The following is a 25,531-nucleotide window of genomic DNA, read 5'->3' on the forward strand; positions in this document are numbered from 1 at the left end:
CGAAGCAGCCTAGCTCAGAATTTTTTTGCAGGATCCGGAAGTTTCTCCAGTTTTAAAAAGTTTCGCCTTCGATGAATTTTTACTGCGTACTTACTTCGCGGGTTTATAAAGGCAAGCCGAAGTATTTAGAAGCAATTGACTGAAGGCAAAGTTTGTTAGTCAATGATCGATTCAGGAGCGACTGAATGACGCAATATTCCAAGGGAGGCCGGGAGTTCAGCCGAGGCTTACGTCTCGCGGCGGCCGTCCTTGTTTTCTTTTTCTCGTTCGATACGGTAGCCCGTTCCGCGCCGTTGGCCGCGAAATTCGTCCCGGCCCATGCCTCGGGCTCCTTCGATTCCATTTCCCACTTCGTCCACGATTTCCAGATCCCGGAAGCGTTCGGCCGCGTGGAATCGCGATTCGAAGCCGATGCGCCGTCCAACGCGCTCGTCATTCACATCCAGGACGCGCACTCGCAGCCCGAAGCGCAGCGCAACATCGAAGCCATCCTCGAATACCTTTCCGACGAAGGCCATCTCGGCAAGATCTCCGTCGAAGGCGCGTTTGACCGCGTCCAGCCCGGCGTCCTCGAAATTTTCAAAGAGCCCAAGCTCAACCTCGCGCTCGCCGAATCGCTCGTCGATCTCGGCGAACTCACCGGCGCGGAACTCTACGCGCTGAAGCGCGGCAAGAACGGCGCGCCGGTCGTCGGTATTGAAAACAGCGAACTTTATAAGAAGAGCTTCACGCTTTTCCGCGAAGTCAAAGCCGAAAAAGAACCGGTCCAGGAGCTCATCCAGTTTTACCGCCGCCAGCTCGAACGCCTCGAGATCGGCCTGCTGAACGAATCCCTGCACGAGTACGTCCTGAAAAAAACCGCGTGGGAAACTCATAAGGAAAACGCGTACGAATACCTCGACCTCCTTGGCCGCGATGCGAAGGATCTCCTCAAGCTCGATCTTACGGACGCGCGCTATCAGTTCGAATGGCCCGCGATGGTGCGCCTGCTCCTGGTCAACAAGCTCGAAAAAGAATTGAATCAGGAATCCGTGAAGGCCGACTGGGACCGCCTTGTCAGCGCGGTGCAGTCCGGATTCGGCAAGCCGGCGAATCAAGACGCCGCCCGCAAAAAAGATTTCATCCTCGAAACCCTGAAGACGCTCGTCCGCGAGTCGGAAGAGCTGCCGTCTGTCCGCCGGGACGTTTACCCGGAAGTGAATTCCATCCGCACGTTTTTCGAATTCCTGAGAAAAGAAATGGCCGGGCGCAAGATCGACCTGCTGCGCTTCCCGGACGCCATGAAAAAAGCCGGGACGCTCATCCTTCACGAAGAAATCGATGCGAAGGTGCTCTTCCGCGAAATCGAGCTCCTCGAAGGCCGGCTCGAAGAAACGCTCGTCAAGACGCCGGAAGAAAAAGAGCTGCTCGGCCTCGCGAACGATTTCCGGCTCCTCGAAAATCTCTTTTCCCTTTCCATGACGCGGGAAGATTACGAAAAGTACCAGGCGCGCAAAGCCGAGCTCGAGCCTCGCCGGATCATCGCCCGCTTCGAAAAGCTCGAGAAAAACAAATCCTCGAAACCCGCTTATCCGGTACTGGATGCCGCGACGACCCGCCGCGCCGAAGAATTTTACGCGCTTTCGCGCCAGCGCGACGAAGTGCTCGCGGGCAACGCGCTCAAGCTTACGGGCAGTTCTAAAAAAATTCAGGCCACGGTCATCATCACCGGCGGTTTCCACAGCCAGGGCCTGACGAACATCCTTAAAGAAAAAGGCGTTTCCCATGTCGTCATCAGCCCGAAGATGACGTCGCTCGAAAACGACGGGCTCTACGAAAAGGCCATGCTCGGCACGGGCGTGAACATGGAGATCGTCAAGCAGCAGGCCTCGGCGCTCGTCAAACAGCTTCTTGCCCAGGCCGGCGAGGTGTACGGACGCGGCGCGCTTACGGCCCAGGACCAGCGCATCATTCTCGCGGCCGGCCTCCAGAAACTTGTCCAGGATACGCTGAAAGACATGCCTCTTTCCGAAGTGCAGGCGCTCCTGGCGGACGCCCTCACGGGTTCCGAAATTTCCAACGGCATCCAGATCGTGCATGACGAAAAAGCCGGCTCCCTGTGGCTGCGTCTTCCCGTGGACGGGGGATACGGCAAGGTGACGCTGGTCGAAGGACGCGAAGAACGCGCCCAGGCCAAGCCGTCCGCGGCTCCCGCGAGCCGGACGAAAGTCGAAGCTCCGGCTGAAACCGCCAAAGCGGAACCCGTTCGGGCCGAGCTGCGCACCTCCCGCGTGCGTCAGGCCATCTCTGACTTCGTGCGCGGCAAACTCTACCAGTGGCGCCGCTATCTTATTTTCGGCGCGGGCGTGACCGCGGCCGCCGCGGCCCTTCTCTATTTCGCAACGCCGGTTTCCGGCTGGATCAGCGCGCTGATTCTCGCGCTCGCGCTTCCCGTCGGCGCGAAAGGCCTTGCCGACCGTTACGGAACGGCTTTCGGCTGGAAGCTGCACACCTTCCGCGACGCCTCGGCGCGTGAAGCTTTCCGTGAAAAACTCACGGCCGCGTGGGGCGTGCGCGAATACCGCAAAAAATTCCACGATCTCCTGGAAAAGAGCGCGGGCAACTGGGACGAGTTTCTCGATCTTCTGCGCCGCCAGCCCACGGGCAGCTTTACCGAATACTTGAACCGCGAACTTGCGGCGCCCGCAGGGCGCGAACGTTTCGAACGTCTCGTGCGCGAGCTCGAAGCGGAATACGTCGAAACTCTCAAGAAAGACCAGCCTGCTTACAAGCCGTACGGCATCACCGTGCAGCCGGACAACAGCCTCGTTCTCGCGCTCAACCTCGACGCGGACGGCAAGCTGCGGCCCGCGACCGACGCGGAAATCGCCTCCGGAAGCGTGCTCGTCGAAGTGATCGCGCCTTCGGACCGCACGGCCGCGCGCATGGCCGTCGAAAGCCGCGGCGACCGTTCCGTCGCCGTGCAGGAAGAAGTCAGCTATTATCACGATCTCTCGGGCATCGATCTTACGGGCGTGCGCGTGGAAGACAATGCGCGCCAGGCCACCAATTACGGCTTCGAAGCCGACGAAATCTGGCAGCACCTTTACGGACGCCGTTCGACCGCGAATGTGCGCAGCGACGAAGCAGCCTGGCATCTCGAGCACGGCACCGCGCTTCCTCCGGGCCTCGAGCTTTCGCGTGATCATTACCTGAGCGGCGGGCCGGTGCGCCACAGCCTCGACACGGTCAGCGCCGCGAAGTTCGTGGACCAGCAGGCCGGAGCGCTCCATCCCGAAGGCAAGTACCGCTGGGTCGTCACTCCTGAAGCGCTTCAAAATGTCGCGTATCAATTCAACAATCCGGTCGTCCGTGAGAGCTTGCTCTTCCGCCAGGGCCGCGGACAGCCCATCCTTGCCAACGTCCAGATCGCGGGCGTGGCCAGCTTCACCGACCTCACGGACAAACTGAATTCCGAGCCCGGCCTTGCCGTGACTTACAGCCGCCGCGCGCTCGAAGTGAACGAAAAGCTTTCCGACCTCGGACTTGTCCGCAACTACGTCGATTACGTTCCCGCGCTGCGCGAAGTGCAGACGACGAAGCTGCAGCCGCTCTCCGGAAAAGTGGACGCGAAGGCGCTTTGGATTTACCAGGCCATTTATGATGAATACCTGATCGACCGCGTGCGCGAACGCGTGACCGCGGCACACACCGAAGCGGCCGCGGCGCAGGTGGTGCGCAACCTCCTGAGCGGGGACTACGATCTCGTGGGCCTCAAGCAGGCTTTCCTCGACCTCGGCTTCCTCACGCCGAACGAAATTTTCGAAATGGAGCTCGAACGTCCCGAAGGCTTCAATCTTTTTCTCAGAAAACTCTGGTACCGCCTGACCGAAAGCGCGGCCGTGGAAACGCTGCCGGCCGGTGTCTCGCAGGTCGTGCACCGCGCGAACATGCCGTTCGAAATCCGCGGCGTGGTGAAGGGCTCGGAAAAAGCGGCGGTCGCTGCCGCGGTTCCGCTGCTCGGAACCGCCAATGCGACGGTCCTCGTGGCCGAGGGCCTGTACCCGGTTTTCCCGCGCGGCACCACGGCGTCCGTCGAAGCGCTCCCGTCGCTCGAACAATTCCAGCAGGCCGGCTTCCGCAACGTGGAAGAAGCCAAGGCCTTTGCGCGCCGCGAAGATTTGATCCGGCCCATCGCGATCCGGTTCGCGAAAGGCATTCTCCAGAATCTTTTGACGGGTGAGGCCGCGGACAGCCCCTTTATCCCGACGGTTTCTCCCGAAGGCGATTTGATCCTGCAGATCCCGCAGGCGCTCCTGCACGGCTCGCGCGTGCCCGCGTGGCTTTCCACGCTTGCCGCGGAAATTTACGGCGACCTTTCCGGCACGGAAGTCGCGGCGCCCCAGGCGGACGCGGTCAACGCGCTGCTCGGCCGCTTCATCGTGCTCGCGGCGCAGGCGTTCCCCGAATGGTTCAAGTACGAAGGCGAAGCGCGCAGCGATTCCGGCGCTTTGAATCCCCGCCTGACGCTGAAGCCCCGCTTTTTCGAAGACAACAAAGGCCTTGCCGCCCTCATCCCGTCGGTGCCGGGCGTGCAGCGCTGGAACGAATTCGCAAAACGCATCGAGAGCGGCGCGCGGCTCGAGCCGCCCGTCCTCCAGCTCGAGCGCAAGAAAGATGAAGCCGACTCGCACGAACAGACGCTGATCCGCCTGGCCGCGCTCATGACGCTGAACCTCCGGCTCCGCACGTGGGACGGCACGAAGCAGAACGTCATTTACCTTCCGGACAACCTTCTTTTCTGGGTGAATTATTTCTGGGACCGGCCGCAGGAAATTTACCGCGCGCTGGAACAGCCCATTTACCGCCCGACGCGCGAGGAGCTGGAATCGGCCCGCGCCATCATCTTCGGCGACTTCCGCTGGGAAGCGCTCGGCATTTTCCACCGCGTCCTGATCTCGCGCGCGCAGTCGATCTTCGGCGCCGAGTGGAAAGAAAAACTCCTTCGCATCCTGAACCCGCGGCAGAATCCGGCGACACCGCTCGTCACTTCCGCCCGCAGCCTGGAAGAAGTCATCCAGGCGTTGAAGGCCTACCGCCTTCTCGGCGAGGAAGAAAAATTCGAAAGCCACGAGTCCCGCGCGCAGCTCGCGCTGGATCTCGACCGCGTTGCCAAGAGCCTGACGGACGCGCGCACCGTGAATTCGCTTTCGCTCGACCGCTCGCAGCCCGGCCCGTTCGATTTCAAGATTGGGGACATGCAGGTGAACGTGGTCGCGCTCAACACGGACGTGATCGGCGACGCGGAAAAAGAAGTCCTCAAGAGCCTGCGCGACAAAGCCAAGCGTTCCGGCGAAGTGGTCGTGTTCACCGTGGAAGGCGGCAAGAACACCCTGATGCGCGCCGACGACGCCCCGAACGTGATCGACCTTTTCGAATTGCTGGCCATGGGCGCGGAAAAAGTGGGCTTTGAATCCGATCCGTTCTTTGATTACATCATCAGCCGCGAACTCGCGCCGAAATGGCTCGGCTCGCAGATGAAGCTGCGCATGCAGCAGGCCCAATGGGCCCGCCAGGCGCGCTGGGCGCCCGAAGGTTATGTGTATCCCCGCTCCGAAGAATACTGGACGTCCGTCGCACAGCAGGCGCTGTACCAGCACGCCGTGGACGTGCGCGCGCCGTACACGCTGCGCATCAAGATCAACGGCCAGGAAGGCCTGATCCAGGGCCAGCTCCCGGGCCTTCTTTTCGAACGGGTCCGCGACCTCGGCGGCATCATCGACGATTTCGATTTCTTCCGCGCGCTCGAAGTTTACCAGAGCCTCGCGCTGCATCCCAAGCGCCCCGCGGGCGGCTCGGTCGACCTCGCGGGCGACATTCGCATCCTGCGCTGGATGCCGTTCATCTCCGAAAATTATCCGTTCATCCGCAGCTTCATGGGCGAAAGCGGCCGCTCGTTCCAGCCGTCGGAATCCGCGAGCGAGCTCGGGCGTTCCGAACCGGTTTACGGCAATCTCGCCATCGACGAAATCACGCGCATGAAAAACCAGACGCGCCTTGCGATCGACGCGGTCATCGGCCGCCTCGCCGCGGTGCAGGACCCGGAAGCTTCGTTCGACGAGCCGGGCAGCACGCGCAACCTGGTGGAACGCGTCCTCGAAAACGCGCGCTGGCATTATCCGTCCCGCGACGTGCGCGACGTGGTGCGCGAAGCGCTCGGTTTCCTGAACTGGAACACGGCGAAAAGCTATGGCTACAACACGCATCCCTCGGAAGTCGTTAACACCCTTTGGCTCAAAGGCCTTCTCGATCTCGAAACCGCGCGCAGCCTGAACCCGGACAATCCGCAGGACCGTTTCTGGGGCGTCGTCAGCGTGCTCAGCGTCATGGCGCGTTCCGAATTACGCGTCGAGGCCCGTGCCTCGACACCGGAACAACCGTCCGGCGCCCGACGCGCCGAACTCCGGCCCGGCGAATACGAAGTTTCTCTGAAGAACGGCCCGGCTTACCGCGTGGTCGGCGTGTACGACCGCGCCCGGCTGAACGAAGTCGTGGGCTCGGCCCCGGCGGGACAAACGGTTTACACTCAGGAAATGCTTCCCGAAAGGCTGCTGCCGGACGCGGCGGAGCTTGCCGCGGCCCGCAACCGCACGCAGTCGCTCGAAGATCTGCGCCGCATGCCTTTTGACCAGCGCCACGTGACCGAAGCCGACGCGGTGAAACTTGCCGGCGACGAATCGCTCGCTTTCTTCCACGCCACCGACCGCCGCCACGAAGCGGGCGAAGTCCTGGCCGGCGTGCTGCTCAGCCAGCTCCAGGGCCGCATGACTTCCGAAGCGCAGAACACGCCGGACATGGGCGTTCAGTTCCGCCTTGCCGCGGATCTTCTTCCTTCTCTTTTCAAAGACATCCGCCGGGACGTCAGCGCCGCTGAACGGCTGCAGCAGGCTGTTGCCCGCATCCCCGGCGTGGAGCTCGAAACTCTCGAAGACAATCAGATCGCCCTTCGCTTCAGCCCGCTCGCGCTTGTCGCGCTGCGCCGTAATCCCACGGTGCAGCCGGTCCTTGCCGCGTACGACGACCGCTATTTGAAGCCCGTGATGGAACAGGCGCTTCCGCCGCACCTGCGCGCTTCCTATGAAAAGGCGAGAGGCGGCCTCAACAAATACAGCGATGATTTCTACCGCGACGTGGAGCTGGCCTGGCGCGCGAAGATCCTGCGCTCGGACCGTCCCGTTACCGCACTGATCGGCTCGAACGTCCGCCTGAACGGCGTGGAATATCAGGTGGCCCGCGGCGCCGCCGCGAACAGCATCCGCCTCACGCCCGCCGAAGGCGAGGCCGTGGAATCCGCCGAAGGCGCCCGGAGCTTCAATGCCGGCGACAAATCTTACCGTTTCGAAATTTCCGGAGACAGCGTCGCGTTCCGCGAAGAAGTCATCGTGGTCGTGGACGCGCACCGCGCCGAACGCGTGGCCGCGCTGCTCTCGCATGACCGCGAGCTGCGTTTCCTTCTCGACCTCGACCGCCACCAGATGCGCGGCTTCTACACGGCCGTCGGCGAATTCAAGAGCTCGCTGCGCTGGGGCTTCAATTATATGTTCACGACCCGCAAGACCCTCGGATTCAAAGTGAAGCACGACCTGGCCTTCCTCGGCCTGCTGACCAACTCGTGGCTGCAGAAAGTCCGCAGCGCGGCCGGAGAAATGGCCCGCGAAGTGCGCAATGTGCGCAAATGGTGGAAGTGGCCCGCGGTCGTCGCGCTCAATCTCGGCTATTTCGCCCTTTATGGCCTTTCGTTCGTGGTCAACGGCGCCGCGCTTCTGGTCACGCTTGCGACGGGCCTGCCGCTTTACCACCGCTCGGCCTACGGTTATCTCACGCAGTTCCTGTACGAAAATCTTCCGCGGCGCGCGGGCTACCGGCTCATGGACCAGGCCGAAGAAACGCGTGAAGACGCGCTCAAGCACCTGGTCGACGAGATCACGACCCGCACGAGCCTGGAAGAACTCGAAGCCTTCTTGCAGCTTTTCGAAGTGATGAACGCGCGCGACGACCGCCTGACGCGCGACGACGACGTTTTTGCCGGCCGCGTGCAGCAGTACGTGAGCGATGCGTGGCGCTACTGGCGCTCCGGCGGCAAGACCGACCAGGTCAACCGCATGACGCTCGTCTACAAACAGGAAATGTTCCGCGAGGCGCTGGAAGTCATCCTCGCCCCGCTTGTTTTTCCCGGCCGTCCGAGCGCGGCTTCGGCCAATGTCGCCGTGGCGCTTTCGCCCGAAGGCATGACCGAACGCAAGGTCCGGACTTTCGGCGACCGCGAAGGCCTCCGCCGCAACGGACGCGACGAAGTGACCGGCCCGGACGGCAAGATCGACGCGTCCCGCGCGACGCCCGGCCCGTCCAACATTATTCTCGGATTCAACCCGCACGCGCCCGAACAGTCCGCGACGCAGGTTCGCACGGCGCTCGAACGCCTGGGCAACGACAAAGACGCGAAGGTCTTCGTCAGCGAAGGCGTGTGGTCGCTCATGAAACTTTCTCCCGCGGAAGAAGCGAAGGTCAAGGCCCTCGCTGAGGAAACGCCGCAGGTCACTTTTGCTTACGAAATCATGGGACAGAATGCCGCCAAGATCGCGGACGCGGGCGAACAGGCCGCTTTCCGCGCCGAACGCGAGGCCTTCCGCCAGTACGAACAGCAGAACATGCTCTCCTCGTCGCTGACGGCCGGGGAAAAGACGAGCCTCTTCTTCCGCAAAATCGCCGTGGCCGTGAAGGCCGGCGTGCTCCGCTATCTCGCCGGAATCACGGTCGCCAATTCCGCGGGCGCGCTCCTCTCGATAGCTTCCTGGTTTGCCGTGCTGGCTTTCGGGCCGCCGCTTGCCACGCTTACTGTGTTGGCTCTGGCCGCCGCGCTGCTCGTCGCGCTTCCGGCATGGTTCCTGGTTCCCGGTTCTTCGATCGCCAAACGCGTTATCACATATCCCATTGGCCTTGTGCTCTGGGCCGTGAATTCCCTGATCTACTGGATTCCATTTGTCGGCGGTTTCCTGAACGCCCTCCTGCATGAAACCGGCCAGCGCATCCTGAACACGGACGAAAAAGATCCGGACCGCAAGAACGGTTTCCTCGACGCGCGTCCTTTCCGCGACGCGGTCGTCAATTCCCATCTCTATAACCAGGCGCGGCTCGAGAACGAATACCGCCAGCGCGGGCTGCTTGGCCTTTACGAGCCTTCGCTCCTGCCCGCGGCGCTCCGAATCGCCGAAGCGCGCGAACATCCGGAAGATGCCGCGCTCTGGGCCACGATCCTCGAAGCGGCCAGCTACGCCGTGGACTACTATAAGAAGACGCTCCGGGGCAACATGCGCACGGTGCACATCGTCGAAGAACGCATCGCGCCGCTCGTCGCATGGCTGATCGAAAACAACGCGGTCGCGGACGCGATCCTTGCCCGCGGCACCCAGTTCGCCATGCCGGGCTCCGAAGAACTGGCGCGCCGCAAGGCATTCGCGCCTCTGCCCGCGGTCGTGATCCGCGCGGCACGCGAAGCCGCGGCCGAAGGCCAGGCCCTTCCTTTCCACCTTTCGGAATTCGCGGCGCTCAGCCCGTTCGAAGCGTCGGTCTTTGATTCGTCGCTCGAAGGCAATGTTTCGCGCGGCACGGAAAAAGACAATGCCTGGCAGCTTGCCCAGATCTATGCCTGGGCCGTCACGCAGTACGCGCGCCAGCGCAGCCAGGAAGCCCTCGGCACGCAGGACACGGCCGCCGCCGAAGCGCGCGCGCGCCGCGAAGTGAAGGCGCTGCTCGATGCCTCCTACAATATCGAACGCATTTTTAAACGTTTCGTCGCCGTGGGCTGGCTTCCGGAAGAAGAAGCCTACAACATCAAATACTGGATGAAAGATGACCAGAAAACCGCGTGGGCCGTCGTCCATCTTTTGTGGCAGTGGTCGCAGGGCCCGGCGGCGCCGGCGCGCGAAGGCGAGCTTCCGGTGTTCGTGAAGACGCAGACCGCCAAATACACGCAGAAGATCAACGAAGGCCGCGACGATCAGACCGTCGCCGAAGTCACGTACTATCTCGTTCCCGAAGGCCTGGAAAAGCAGGCGGCCGCCGCGTTCGAAGCGCAGGGCATCCGTCCGGACTATGTCGAGCAGAACCCCGCGTACCAGGAAGCGTTTCCGGCCGCAGGCTCCTTGCGCGAACTCGACCAGCTCGCCACCGACACGCAGTTCAACAACTGGCCGACTCCCGCGGAGCGCGACGCGTTCCATAACGATCTCGACGCCTACAACCAGGTCCTGCAGCGCCGCGCGCCCATCCTGCGCAACATCGCCGCGGGCTGGATCGGGCTCCTGAGCCGCCAGCCGTTTTCCCAGATCGAAGAAGGCCGCATTCTGACGCCGTTCTCCGCGCCGGAACTTTTGCGCGCCGCGGAGCAGACCCCTTATCTCCAGAGCATTGCCGACGGACTCGACGCGCTGGAACGCGAAGAGCCGGGCGTTCAGTTCCCGGAAATCGCCGCGCCGAACGCGGTGGACGCGCTGAAGGCGCTGATCCGCACGAACCCGCGCGGCTTCCTCGCGATCCTGGACCGCATTTTCCCGGCCGGCACGTTTGAATTCGACGAAGCCCGCCAGCAGCTTGCCATCAGCCCGGACCTCGCGCTGAACGGAAATCTTTTCGAACGCGATGCGCACCTCACGCCTGCGGGCGCGGGCAAGGCCTGGCGCGCGTGGATCGACAACGTCGTGAACGGACGCCAGGGGCTGCCTCAGCCGCTCGCCGCTTTCCATGACCGCGCGTTTTCGCCGGACAAGCATTACGACATGGCCGAATTCCACGGCACCATGTTCTCCGACCTTCTGATCCAGGAAATCCACCACCGCAGGGCCGCAAGCCCCGACGCGCCGGTGAAGCTGACCGTCGTCATGAGCGCGCGCGCCGGCGGTTACAGCCAGTGGCAGGTGCACGGCAATCCCAAGCAGATGGAACGTTTCAAGGCGGCCAAGCACGCTTACGTCCCGAACGGCCTTTACATCCAGGAAGACAAATCCGAACGCATCAAGCGCGCGCCCACGTGGTTCGAGCGCCACTTCAGCCGTGCCGAGTTACGTACGGCACCGGAAGCGCCGCATACCATCGCCGCGCGCAACCCCGAGACGCCGGTTCGGCCGGAACTGCGCACGGCCCGCGGCATCATGCCGTGGAGCAAAGTCGCCGGAGTTCCCGGCCCGTCGCGCATGGAAACCTGGGGCTACAGCTGGAAAAAGAGAAGCAACCCGCAATACCTCCCGAGCATCAGCGGACTTTCCGCGGGCGACCTGCGCGGCAAGACCGTGCTGGTGCGCATCGGCGCCGACGTTCCGCTCGATGAAAATACCGGACGCATCCTGAACAACAAGCGCGTGCGCGCTTCGCTCGACACGATCCAGTACCTGATCGACCGCGGCGCCACCGTCGTCATCCTGAACCACATCGGACGCCCCGGCGGACGCGCGGACGCGAAGCTTTCCAACCGCGTCGTGGCGCAGGAAATCGACAAGCTCCTGAAAGAAGCCTATGCCGGCCGCACCGCGCCGCGCGTGAACTTCCTCGAAGGCAGCGTGAACGGCAACGGCGTGCAGGTGGACCGCTCGAAGATCGTGGCCGGGGCCGTGAACGTGCTCGAAAACACGCGTTTCGGCCCGGACGAAAACAATTCCCGCTTTTTTGCAAGCCAGATGGCCGCGCTCGGCGACATGTACGTGAACGACGCGCCCAGCGTCGCGCACCGCGACCAGTCTTCCACGACCGGCCAGATTCTCCAGGGCCGCGGCGCGCCGTACGTCGGCCTTTCCATGGAACGCGAAGTGAAGGCGCTTCAGGAAGTGACGCCCGACTTCGTGCTCTCCGGCGGCGCGAAAGTTTCCGACAAAGCGAAAGTCCTCATGAAGATCGTCGAGCGCCTGCCGCAGGGCGGACGCATGACGCTCGGCGGCGCCATGGCCTATACGTTCATGGCCGCGCTCGGCCGCAAGGTCGGCAATTCGCTCGTGGAATCCGGCCAGGAAGCGGTTGTGAAGGAAATCGTGGCCGCGGCGAAAGCCAAAGGCATTTCTGAAAACGACCTGCTCCCGCTCGACCACGTGATCGTGGACAATTTCGATAAGCCCACGCAGGTAAAGGTCGTCGAAGGCGACATCCCGGACGGCTGGGTCGGCGTCGGCATCGGTCCCAAGACCGTCGCGCGTAATGCGGCGTGGGCCAAGAGCTCGAAAAATATTTTCTGGAACGGCCCGATGGGCGTGTTCGAACGGTTTGAAAACGACGGGTCGCTGGCCATGGCCGCGGCCCTTGCCGAAGCCACCAAGGCCGGCGTGAAGACTTTTATCGGCGGCGGGGAGACGGCAACCGTCGCCGAACTTTATGAAGAGAAGAACAAGGCGCAGAACCAGTTCACGTACGTGTTCCTGGGCGGCGGCGCCACGCTCGAGCATCTCGAAGGTTCGGTGTGGCCGGTGCGCCGCGCGATCGACGACTGGTGGTACGGCCGGCTCGCGGAACAGAAAGCCGCGAAGAAAGAATCGCAGCACACGCCTTTCGCGCTTGAAATGCCGAAGCGCGCGTTTTACTGGGGCCTGAACGGTCCCGGCCCGACCGGCGGCGAAGCCTTCAAGGCCGGTTTTGCCAGCGTGGAAGAAGACGAATTCTTCCAGGCGATCTACGACGGCGTGGTGGACCAGCGTGCCGACATCGCGATCCTGAAAGTCATCAACGGCGTCAGCGAGCTCGACCGCTTCGGCGCGGAAAAGGGCGCGGAAGCTTTTGCCCGCCGCCTCATGAAACATTCCATCCACGGCCGCTTCCGTTCGCACGGCCGCAGCGTCAAGGCGACCTACGGCATGGAAGGCACGCAGCCTTTCATCAAGATCGGGGTCGAAGTGGCCCGCGGCCAGGTCAAGTGGTCCGAGCCGATTTATCTCTTCAACCAGCGCGGCGACGACCGCACGTTCGACTGGGGCCGCAATTGGGGCAAGCACGGCGGCGTGAAAGTCGTGTTCGACGCGTCCGGCAGCGGCAAGAACGACACGGACCTCGTGAAATTCCTCGACCGTTCCGTCGTCGAGCGTTTTTACCCGCATCTTTTGAAAGAAGCGCGCACGGAACAGAACCCGCGCGGCGCGAAGCGCGTCGTCTACGCCACGGGCTCCAACGTCCCGATGGTCATGATCGGCGTCAACCACGAGATCCTCGAAGAGCATCCCGAAAACAAGATGAGCTCGAATGCGAGCTGCACCACGAACTGCCTCGGCCCTGTCGCGAAGACCGCGGTCGAGCGCGTGGGCGTGCACCGCGCCATCATGGGCACCACGCATCCTTATACGAACGACCAAAAGCCGCAGGACCTCGGCCATGACGACGCCGAGAGAGGCCGCGGCGCAATGGCTAATACGCTGCGCTCGAAAACCGGCGCGGCGGCTAACATCGGCGAAATTATTGCAGACCTGGCAAAGAAGTTCGATGGCCAGGCGCTCCGGGTTCCCGTGGCCGACGGCTCGCTCGCCTACATGGTCATGGTCGTTCCCGGAAAATGGACGGTCGACGAGATCAACGGTGTGATCCGCGCGGCTTCCGAAACCGATATGCGCGGCATCATCGAATACCGCGACGAAGACATTGTTTCGCAGGACATCATCAACAGCACGGCATCCGCCATCTTCCAGCCGAACAAGACGAAAGTCATTCAGCTTGCCGACGGCACCACGATGGTGAAGTTCGGCGCGATCTGGTACGACAACGAAACCGGTTTCTCCACGCGTTCGCTCGATCACGTGATCCAGGCCGCGCTCGTCGAAGAAAAAGTCGAAGACGGCCGCCTTGTCATTCCCGCGGGCGCGGTCGTGGCGCCGGTCGCCAAGAAAGAAAAGAAGAAAAAAGGCGGGGCCGCTCCCAAGGTTGAAGCCGCGGCGCCTTCCAAGCTTCCGAAACTCGAACTTCCCGTGCCGTCGAAGACGCGGCGTGTCGCGATCAGCGGCGCCAAGAATCCGACGACGCGCGCGCTTGTCCGCCGGCTTCTGACCGGCGACGCCAAGGCCGAACTTTTTGCCGTGAGCGGCATCTCGGGCGTGCTCGCGGGCGACGCTTCCGCTCCCGACGCTAAGCGCCAGGCGGCTCTGATTGCCGCGCAGGAATTCGCGCATTATCTCCGCCATGATTCCAATTCCGCCAAATACATGCTGTTCCCGGCCGAAGGCCAGGGCTCGATCAAGGCCGTCGAAGGCGGGCTGCAGAACGGCCAGTACGTGCCGGGCGGCCGCGGCTACAACTTCGTGATCGTGACGCTCAAGAAGGGCGAAAGGACCGAAGAAAAACCCATTCTTGTTCTCGACGGCGCGAAACCCATGTGGGGCGCGTTCCAGGTCGAGTCTGTTTATGAAACCGCCGGACAAAAGAAACAGTCCGAGCTCGAAACCCATCTTACGAACGGCGCGAAGCGCGTGATCTATGTCGGCCACGTGGACCGCGGTGCGGTCGACGCCAAGCCCGTGGAATTCGGCGTGAACCACACTTCGCTTACCGCTTCCGACCGCATCGTGTCCAGCCCGCATTACGTGACGAGCGCGGCGGCGCCGGTCATCAAGGTCCTCAAAGACAAATTCAAGGCGCTCGGCATCATGATCGACGGCACGCTGCAGCTCGACGAACTCGACAGCCATCAGGAAGTGGCGCGCGAGCGTTCGGCACGCCTGAACATCATGCCCAAGGAAGTCGCCGCGATCGGCGAGCTGCGCAAACTCGTTCCCGGCATCGGAATCGACGGCAGCATGACGAAAGTTCCGGACCAGAATGCGTCGGTCATCATCATCGACGCCGTCTTTTCCGCGGATGCGAACGTTACGGCCGACGACATCAACAAAGCCCTCACCGAAGCCGCGGGCACGTCCTTCAACGGCGTGGTGCAGATCATCACGCCCGGCGAGCTCGGCGAATTGGACCAGAAGCTTGTTTCCTCAGATTTCCGCGACAACGCGAATGTCGCGAACATCAATCCTTTGCAGACCATGGTGGTCGACGGCCGCATGGTGAAAGTCATGATCTGGGTGGACGGCACGGAAGCGTCGGTGACGAACGCCGTGAACGTGGACCAGGCCATGGCCTATCAGGCCGAGCATCCGGAAAGTTACAAAGCCGCGGCTCCCGTGGCCGCTGCCGCGCCCCGCGCTGCGACGGGCCGCAAACTCGAATTCCCGGTTTCGGAAGAGACCCGCAGCCGCTACCTGAACGGCGCGACCGGCGAACGCCGCGCGATTTCGGCGGTGCTGGGAGCGGAAGGCAAAGGCAGAGTGCTCGCGTTCGACCAGGACAACTCGATCGCGGAAATGTCGATCGATTCGCTCGATTACGTCTGGTACATCCAGCGCGGCACGAATGCGAAAGTGACAAAGGCCGAATACGAAGCCGACCGCAAAAATGCCGAAGCGTCCCGCACGATCGACCGCGTGCTGAAAAAGTGGGGCGAATTGTCGGCGGACGAACAGCGCATCGCCAAGGAATGGCAGTACCGCACCAAACGCAACCTCGCGAAGTATTCCGCGCGTCCTGACGTGGCGGGCCCCGCGCTTGCGACCGGCGTTCTTACGAATGCTCCGGACGGCGCTCTTCAGCTTTTGCTGGAAGAAGGCCAGATCCTCGCGGGCAAGACCGGCCTCATCGGCCGCATCGAACTCTCTTATGCTCCGGCCCCGGCCGAAATCGAACCTGTCCTCCTCGCGGATGAGAACGGCTCGCTCGACTGGCTGCCTCGCATGAAAAATGCCGAAGGCCAGTATGTGCGCAAAGTGGTGGATCCGAAGACGACGAAGTTCGCGGTGAAAGACAATCAGTGGGTGACGGAAGTGGTCACCAATCCCAAAGACGCGTCGCCGGACCTCGGCAGCTGGGAAGCGGTGGACGCGGCCGTGCGCAATTTCAAGCGCATGGGCGTCGACGCCATTAAGCTCCTTGTTTATACGAAGCCGGGCGATGCGAAATTCATGGCCGCTCAGGAAAAGTTCCTCGAGCACATGAAGCGCGCGGTGGCTTACTACGACATGTTCCTGATGCTGGAAGAATTGATCGACGGCGACGGGCTCGGATTGAAATTCAAAGAGAACCCGAAAGCGACCAAGGCCGAAAACAAACAGGCCAAGCGTGAATTCCTGCTCGCGACCAACGACAAAAAGGCGAAAGCCGTTATCGATTCCGTCCGCTTCATCCAGCCTTACGCGGGCATCCTGAAACTCGAATATCCGGGCGACGGCGACATCATCGCGGCTCCGGGCGACGAGAAGAAGCTGACCGCTTGGCTCGAAAAACTCGAAGAAGCGCAGGCGGGCGAAAGCCGTTACGAATCCTTCATGCGCCAGTTGGAAGCGCAAAAGGCGAACTTCCAGCGCGAGACCTACGAAATGTTGAAAGTCACGGCCGGACACCTGCGCCAGCTGAATCAGGCCACCGGCGGCAAGCCGTGGCTCCTTCTCTCCGCCGGCAAAGACTTCGGCGACGTTTTCAAACCTGAAATTATCTTAGCGATGTACGTCGGCGAAGCGTCCGGTTACATGGTCGGCCGCGCGTTCTGGAAAGACGTGCGCGATCCGAAGAACGTGACCGAAGCGGCGCAGGAAAAATTCCTCGCGGACGAAACCGAAAACGGCATGGCCGGGCGCATGATCTGGACCAACCGCATGGTTGATAAGTTCGCGGTGTCCTTCTGGGACCGCCTGGGCATTACCGCCGAAGACCGCGCCGAAGCGGCCCTTCAGCAGGCCAACAATTACGCTTCGCCGGTGCCTCAGCGCACGGCCGCGCGCCTCAACGATACACAGACGCTTCCTCCGGCGCCCAAGCGCGGCGGCGGACGCGACCTGGATTTCCGTGTTTCCCCGGATACCCGCGGCCGCTACCTCAACGGTTACAGCGGCGAGCGCCGCGCGATTTCGGCCGTGCTCGGTCCGGACGGCAAAGGTAAGGTTCTCGCGTTCGACCAGGACAACTCGATCGCGGAAATGTCGATCGACTCGCTGGATTACGTCTGGTACGTTCGCCGCACCGACGGCGCGAAAGTCACGAAAGGCGAATACGAAGCCGACCGCAAGCAGCCCGAAGCTGCGCGCACGATTGACCGCGTGCTGAAGAAGTGGGGCGAATTGAACGGGGAAGAACAGCGCATCGCCAAGGAATGGCAGTACCGCACCAAACGCAACCTCGCGAAGTATTCCGCGCGCACGGGAACGGACAAGCCCGCGCTCGCGACCGGCGTTCTCACGAATGCTCCGGACGGCGCCTTGCAGCTGTTGCTGCAGGAAGGCCAGATTCTCGCGGGCAAGACCGGCCTCATCGGCCGTATCGAACTTTCTTATGCTCCGGCCCCGGCCGAAATCGAGCCCGTGCTGATCGCTGACCAGAACGGTTCGCTCGACTGGCTGCCGCGCATGAAAAATGCCGAAGGCCAGTACGTGCGCAAAGTGGTGGATCCGAAGACGACGAAGTTCGCGGTGAAAGACAACCAGTGGGTGACGGAAGTGGTCACCAATCCCAAAGACGCGTCGCCGGACCTCGGCAGCTGGGAAGCGGTGGACGCGGCCGTGCGCAATTTCAAGCGCATGGGTGTGGACGCGATCAAATTGTTGACCTACACGAAGCCGGGCGATGCGAAGTTCATGGCCGCGCAGCAGCAATTCCTCGAGCACATGAAGCGCGCCGTGGCGTACTACGACATGTTCCTGATGCTCGAAGAGCTGATCGACGGCGACGGGCTTGGGTTGAAGTTTAAAGAAGATCCGAAAAAGACGAAAGCCGAGAACAAACAGGCCAAGCGCGAATTCCTCCTGGCCACGAATGATAAGAAAGCCCAGGCGGTCATTGATTCGGTCCGCTTCATCCAGCCTTACGCGGGCATCCTGAAACTTGAATATCCGGGCGACGGCGACATCATCGCGGCCCCGGGCGACGAAAAGAAGCTGACGGCATGGCTCGAGAACCTGCAGGAAGCCCAGGAAGGCGAGAGCCGTTACGAAGCTTTCCTGCGCCAGTTGGAAGCGAAGAAGTCCGACTTCCAGCCGGACACCTACAAAATGTTGAAAGTCACGGCCGATCACCTGCGCCAGTTGAATCAGGCCACCGGCGGCAAGCCGTGGCTCCTGCTCTCCGCCGGCAAAGACTTCGGCGACGTTTTTAAACCTGAAATTATTTTGGCCATGTACGTCGGCGAAGCGTCGGGTTACATGGTCGGCCGCGCGTTCTGGAAAGACGTGCGCGATCCGAAGAACGTGACCGAAGCGGCGCAGGAAAAATTCCTCGCGGACGAAACCGAAAACGGCATGGCCGGACGCATGATCTGGACCAACCGCATGGTCGACAAGTTCGCGGTGTCCTTCTGGGACCGCCTTAACATCAGCGCGCAGGACCGCGCGGCCGCGGCGCTTGCCGAAGCCAACGATTACAGCTTTCCGTACGGAGTCGAAACCGCGGACCGCGGCAAGATCCAGGTCGCCGAAACTCCGAAGGACCGCATGGCGCCCGTTGTCACGCGCGTGGGCGTTGCCGGACTCGGCTTCCGCATGAACCAAAAATCGGAACTCCGCGCCAGCACCGATGTGCTGGCACTGGAAGAGCAGTTCGGTTCTGGAAGAACCGAACTCCGGACCACCGAAGACGACTTTGCGACTTACGACGCGCCGACCACGAACCACGGCCCGAACTTCGTGCGCCGCTTCGGCGAAATGGAACCCGTGCTGCCGCAGGCGGAGCGCAAAGCGCTGACGCCCGTGAAGCGCAACGAAATCGCTTACGCCGCGCATCGCGCCGTGTACCGCGATGACCGCCACTTCCAGACGGCCCAGGACAACCGCCAGAGCCACGACATCACGTATTTCGATCCCGAAACCTACACGCTCGGCCACGCGCACAAAGGCGTGGAGCGCACCGGCTACACGCTGACCGGCGAAATTTACCAGGTCTATCAGATCGGCCAGGAAGCCATCGGCGAAACGACGGACGGCAAGTACGTCATGTGGTTCCAGCACTTCAAGCCTGTCCTCAACGCGCGCGGCGAAATCGTCGGCGTCGAAGACGTCACGGTCGTTCCCGCGAAAGTCGGCGAATTTTATTCCGTGCCCGCCGGCTACGCGCACCAGACCTTCAACCCGAACAAAGTCCGCGCGGCGACAGCCAACTGGAATTCCATGGACGCGGGCGCCGACTACGAACCCATCCGCCAGATTCACGGCTTCCCGTTCTATCCCGTGTTCAAGGACGGCAAGCTCGATCACTGGGTGCCGAACCCCGACTATATCAAGAAGGGGATCAAGCTGCCGGCCGCGCCGAAAGTCCTTTATCCGAATCCGAAACTTGCCGAGCTCGGGCTCGCGCGCAACGAACCCATTTACTGGGTGGTCGAAAACGATTACCAGTTCCGCCGCCTGGCCAGCTTCATTAATCATCCGACCGCGGACGACAAGGCCATCCAGGCGCGCGCGCTCATTTCCGAAGCCGAATACCTCGCGCTGACCTCGAAAAAACCCGTGGCTGTCGAAGCCCCGGCGGCCAAGCCCGTGAAGACCGTGGCGGGCGCTCCCGAAGTCACGTTCCGCGCCCTCGAGCCCTGGAAAGAAGCCGAATCCACCGCTTCCGGAACCGGTGCCTCGGCCCGCGTGGCTTATGCCGCGCCGCTCATTTCCGGCTACGGGCCGTGGAGCTGGTACAAAGCTGAAAATCTTGCGGCCGTCGAAACCGCGGGACGCACCGCGCAGGAAGTGGCCGGCGACATCCGCCAGGCGATCGCGCAGAGCAAGACGCCGGTCCTCGTGTTCGGCGGCGATTATTACGCGTTCCAGAACACGTTCGGCGGATTGAAAACGCTGCTCACGTCCAAAGAACAGGGCAAGCTCGTGATTTCGTTCGAGTCTCAGGAAGCGCGCAGCGACAACACGCAGCGCGATTACCGCAGCATGATCACGCGCAACGTGCTCCCTTCGATTTCCTCGAGCTGGATTATTTTCCACCGCACGGATGCGGCGGCTGCCGCGGCCGCGGCGCCGGTCACGACGTCCGGTCTTCCGGATTCCTGGCAGTCGGGCCTCAAGCAGGCGCTGCTCAACCTTGCCATGGTCGAACGCGACGGCACGGGCGAGGATTTCCCGCAGGCCCTGGATTTCGTGGTGAGCGATCTAAAACGTTATCCCCGCGCGCTCGGGCTTGTGCAGCAGGAACTGATTTCTTATTTGAAACGCGACGAGCTTTCGCTGCGCCGTCCCGCGGCCGGCCTTCTGGCCGCCCTGCAGGAAGCGGGCGTCACGCTCGAACCCGCCGCCGTCGAAGCGCTGAAGCAGGCGTTCAGCCGTGAAAAAGACGCGTCCAATCTCCTGATTCTCGCGGGCGTTCTCTCCCGCGCCGGACAGGCCGCATGGCTCGGCGCTCAGACCCGCGACGCGCTTGCCAAACGCAAGACCCTTTCCGAACCCGTTGTTCTCGCGCATCTCGCCGTTGCCGCGCATCTGCCTAAAGGCCGCGTGGACCTGCGGCGCGAACTGGAAGACGCGGTGCGTACCGGCTCGAGCGATGCCGTCGTGTTCGCGGCATGGACCGCCCTTGAAAACCAGACCGCGGCCGCGGACTATTCCCGGCTCAGCGCCGACCTGAAAACGCGCGGCGACCAGGCGCGTCTTGCGCTGCTCGGACAGATGAAACTGCCCGGCTCCGCTTATTTTACGGAAGCCGCGGGCGTCAAAGTTTTCCGCACGGGCCAGAAGGTCCGTCCCGCGGGAACTCTCGAAAACAGTCTCGGCCTTTTCGCGGCTTCGGATGCCGGCGCGGCCGCCGCGGCGGAATTCCTCGCGAACCTGAAAGACAAAGAAACGATCAAGCGCGTCAAAGACGCGGCGGACGAAGCCGCGGCCGATGAAATCGGCACGCGCCTCGACCTCATCGCGGACCTTCTCGCCACGGTGCTCATCGGCGAAGGCGGCCTGGACGAAGTCCGGACGCTCGGCGAAGGCAGCAAGGCCGGCGGCGCGCACCGCACGTTCGCGCAGTTTGCGATCAACACTCTGAGGGCCGGCATCGCGGTCGACCCTGTCGAACTCACCGAAGGCCTGCGGCTTGATGCGACGAAAGGCTCCACGGCCGTTCTCATGCTGGCCGAAGAAGGCACGGTGGCGAAGCTTCCCGAAAGCGACGTCACGTACATGGCTGAACTTCACGCCCGGGCCGGAGCGCGCATCGACATTACGAAGTCGGTCGCCGAAAACCTGAAAGAGATCGCGGGCACGAAGAAAATTTCCGACGTGAAGATCGCGCAGCTTTTCCGTCCGCGCCACGACAGCGTCGTGCGCCAGCTCATCCAGGCAGGCATCAAGGCGGCTTATAAAAATGAAAGCGGCCTGTGGGTGCCGAGCACGGAATGGAAAGATAATTTCGAAACGCATTTCCAGAAATTCCTCGCTTACGCGAAGACGCAGATCGACGGGCCGGACGGCACGTTCGGCGTGACGGGCGAGTCCGCTACCTATAATAATATGAAGTTCTTCAAGAATGGCACGGTCGGCGCGGTGCGCGCGCTGGGCGAAGGCCTGGTCGACGCGGTTTACGAAGCCGCGGCCCCGGCCGAAGCCACGGTGCAGGCGGGCATGGCCAAGGCCTACGGGCTTGCCAGCTCCATGCGGCTTGTCCCCGGGGACACCAAAGACATGCTGAATGCCGACAAAAGCCTGATTACCGCCGACAAATGGCGCGAGCTCGCGGCTTACGGCATCACGTCTGAAAATTACGATGACCAGGTGTGGACGCATTATCCGGACGGCAATTATGCCTCCAAACCCGCCGGCGCGGACCGGGAGCTGGTCAAGGGATTCAACTTCGTCGTCCACATCACTTCACTCAAAGACGATGCGTGGGACGCTTCCGTGAAAGGTTTCGACGTGGACCGCCAGAACGGCACGGCCCGCGTTTACCACAACGTGATCGGCGGCTCCGGCCTCACGCAGACGCTCACGATCGATTACCGCACGAAGCTCGCTTCGCCCGACACCTACGATCAGGCCGCGGCGCTCATCGCGCTCGGCAACGGCACGTCGCGCCGCGAATACCTCGATTTTGCCTCGGGCATGCTGCGCGGCATCAATACAAACGAAGCGCGCGCGCTCGAACAGGTGGTCATTGCCAAGAAGCTCGTTGTTTCGCCGGAGAAAGAACAGATCGCGGACGCGAAGAAGGACGCCGTGGCCGCGCTCGAAAAAGCGCGCCAGCTCGATCCGTCGGACCGGTCCGGCATGATCGCGACGCTCTTACAGCTCATCAACCGCCTGGCGCCCGAACAGCCGCGCCGGCTCAACATCCGTTACGAGGGCGGAACGCCCAAACAGGAATTGCGCCTGGCCGGTGACGTGGACCGCGCCGCGCTTGCCGCGCGCACGCGCGTGATCGCGGGCAATTGGAAGCAGGGCGTCCTGGACGGATTCATCGCCGGACGGAACGCCGCCGCGATCGTGGAAAAAGTCGCGGGCTTTAACGACATGGGGCCGCTCGAAGTCGTCATTCTTCCCACGGACAAACACGCGGGCATCGTCCGCGACGCCATTGCCAAGGCCGGGGCCGAAAACCTGATCCAGACGGGCCTGCAGAACCTGACGCCGGAAACGGCGTCCGCGGCTCAAGCCGGAGACTGGGTGATCCTCGGCCATTCGCTGCAGCGCCGCGGCACGCCGGCCGAAACCAGCCAGACCGTGCGCGCGAAAGTCCAGGACGCGCTCGAGAAAGGCCTGAAACCCATCGTGGTGGTGGGCGAGATTCTCAGCGAACGCCAGGCCGGCGACGAATTCAATGTGGTGCGCGAGCAGGTCACGCAAAGCCTTGAAGGCCTCACGCCCGAACAGATGGCGCAGGTCACGCTGGCCTATGAACCCGTATGGGCCGTGGGCACGACCCAGGACGCCACGCCCGAGCAGGCCGAGGCCATGGCCCGCTTCATCCGCTCGATCATTTTCGAAACCTACGGCTTCAACATGGCCGCCGGGGTCCGCATCCTTTACGGCGGCAATGCGAACAAAGGCAATGCGGCTGCGCTGATCCGCCAGCGGAACATCGACGGCTTCCTGCTGGGCCGCGCTTCGCTGACGCCGGAAGATTTCACGGCGGTCGCTGAGGTCACAGGCAAGACGCCGCGCGCGGAACTCCGTGCCGCGGAAACGGAAACTCCCGCCGTCGAAAAGCCCCGTACCGAACTGCGGTCGGAACCCAAAATCGAAATGACGCGCGAAGCCGCGGCTCCTTCCAGCGGCCTTGTCGTGAAAAAAGCGCCGGCCACTGAAGACCTGCGCAACGACGAAGAAGTTTTTTACACGCGCCTGAGCCAGAGGTACCGCATCCAGCAGGCCATCGAAAAATTAAAGCTCGTCGAGAAGGCCGCGGACACGGCGCAGGATTCGGCGAAGGCCGCAACCGCCCGGCGGCTTCAGAGAGATCTCGAACCCAAGTCCACGACCGCTCACGGCGAATTCATGCTGCTTCCTTCGGACGAGACTTTGAAAGAATCGCGCGACTTCCTCAAGATGCACAAGGCGGATTACGAAACCGCCGCCATGCCGTACTGGACGGACGTGCAGAATGTCCCGCAGGCCATCAAAGACAAGGTCCGTGAGTTTTTCCCGCTGGACCTCGAAACGCGGCGCAACCTGGGCCTCGCGACGGGCGATCCGGCCAACAAGACGGGCAGCGAACGCCGCGAACCGCAGACGTTCAAAGAACAGCTCGCCGTGCTGCTCAGTTACGACATCGTCCGCTTCCAGATCGACGACATCGGAGAAGCGCACGAAGGGTTCATCAAGGACGAGGCCGAAGCGCACTCCAGCCGCAACGTGGAAATGCCGGAGATCGCCCGCAAGGTGGACGGCGCGGTCGAGTTGAGAAAAGGCTACCTGTACCCGCGCTTCAAGGACCAGGACAATCCCATGGGCGTCATGAGCTTCCTCACGCTCGAACAGGTCGACGGAAAATACACGGCCATCATCCATATCTCCAAAAAACTGTGGGACGAGCTCCAGCCCGGGGACGGCCAGGCGTGGGAGGCGAAGAGCCTTCACATGCTGACGCAGATCGTCATCCACGAAGCCATCGAAAGCTTCATGGGCGCGCTCGCGCAGATGACCAAGCACCGCTTTGCCGGCATGCTCGAACTTTTCCTGGCCAGCCCGGAGGCGCGCAGGCAGGGTGTCAGCGACGTGAACCTGTGGTTCATCGAAAACGGAACGAAGGAATACCTGAAGCACCTGGACGAAAGCTACCAGCTCCACAAGGATCCGACGCTCGGTAATTTCTACCGCCGTTTCCGCGAGGAAGCGCACAAAAAAGGCTTCCGCATGGGCTCGACCCGGCTCGAAACGCCGTGGCAGCCGCGCGTGGGCGGCAATTACGCGGTCAACCGCGCCATGGGCGTGGCGCCGCTCACTTCCGACCAGCGCGAATGGCTCGACAACAAGTACGTGAACATCGCGGAAACCAGCAAGCGCGTCGAGGAAGTGCCGGCCGAAGTCGTCCATCACATTGCCGTCAACCAGATCGGGAACATGTTCACGCCGCCGCCGTACAAGAAATTCGGCGCCGACCATCAGAGCAACGGACTTCTCGAATTCATCGACCCTGACTTCAAGGTCGCGGGACACGAAAAGCCGGCCAAGGTCATCATGGACGCGGTCAAGTCCCACGAGAAACTCGTCTTCGTCGTCGATGATCTCGGCGACAAATATTTCTACGATCTCCCCGAGACGCAGGGCGACCGCAATCCCGGCATCCTCTTCTTCCTGGCCCAGAAGCGGGACGCGCTCGGCACGCCCAAAGGCCCCATCGAAATCCACCTGACGCGCGCGACGTGGAACAAGGTGTGGGCAAACTGGCACCCACAGACCGATCTGCCGGAAGAGAAGCGCGAAGAGGCGCCGGTCGACCGGCCCGCGTTCCTCGCCCAGACTCTGATTTATTCGTACATGCAGAATTTCCTGCCGCCCGACATCGAAGGCCTGAACCGCGATTCGTGGGCCAACCTGAACGCGCTCCATTTCGGTTCCCGCCGCGCCCGCTTCGAGTGGATCAACGACCTGAAGCTTTTCGTGCTCGACGTCGCCGCCGAAGCCAAGAACGTCAGCTATTTCTACGACGTGCTGTGGAACTACGACATGATGCGCGACACGCAGGGCAATTCGCGCCGCGCCTTCTTCGACGCGATGAACAAGATCTACAAGCAGAGCGGCAACAGCCTGGACCTTTTCATCGACGCCATCGCGTCGGAAAAAGATCTCGTGATGTTCTACGCGTACCTTTTCGAAGAGCATTTCGGCCACGTGCCGCTCGACCGCCGCCTCCATGCCGTGGCCGAGGAACTGGAAAAGGCCGCCTGGTACCAGCACGGCGACGTCAGGACCATCCGCAACCGCGTGGTCGCGCGTCACCTGGATCCGGCCAACAACACGATTCTTTTCAAGGAAGAACTGGAAGTCCTGGACAACGACGGCAAGCCCATTCCGCTGGGCAGCGA

General features: G+C 62.3%; 1 protein-coding gene. It reads left to right on the plus strand.

Annotated features, from left to right (window positions below):
* Nucleotides 1-185: 185 nt before the first annotated feature.
* The coding region (pgk, locus tag VL688_06725; protein HTL47741.1) for a phosphoglycerate kinase at nucleotides 186-25,531 on the plus strand (25,346 nt) is incomplete at its 3' end.

This window comes from Verrucomicrobiia bacterium (assembly GCA_035495615.1).
Taxonomy (GTDB): domain Bacteria; phylum Omnitrophota; class Omnitrophia; order Omnitrophales; family Aquincolibacteriaceae; genus DATJFP01.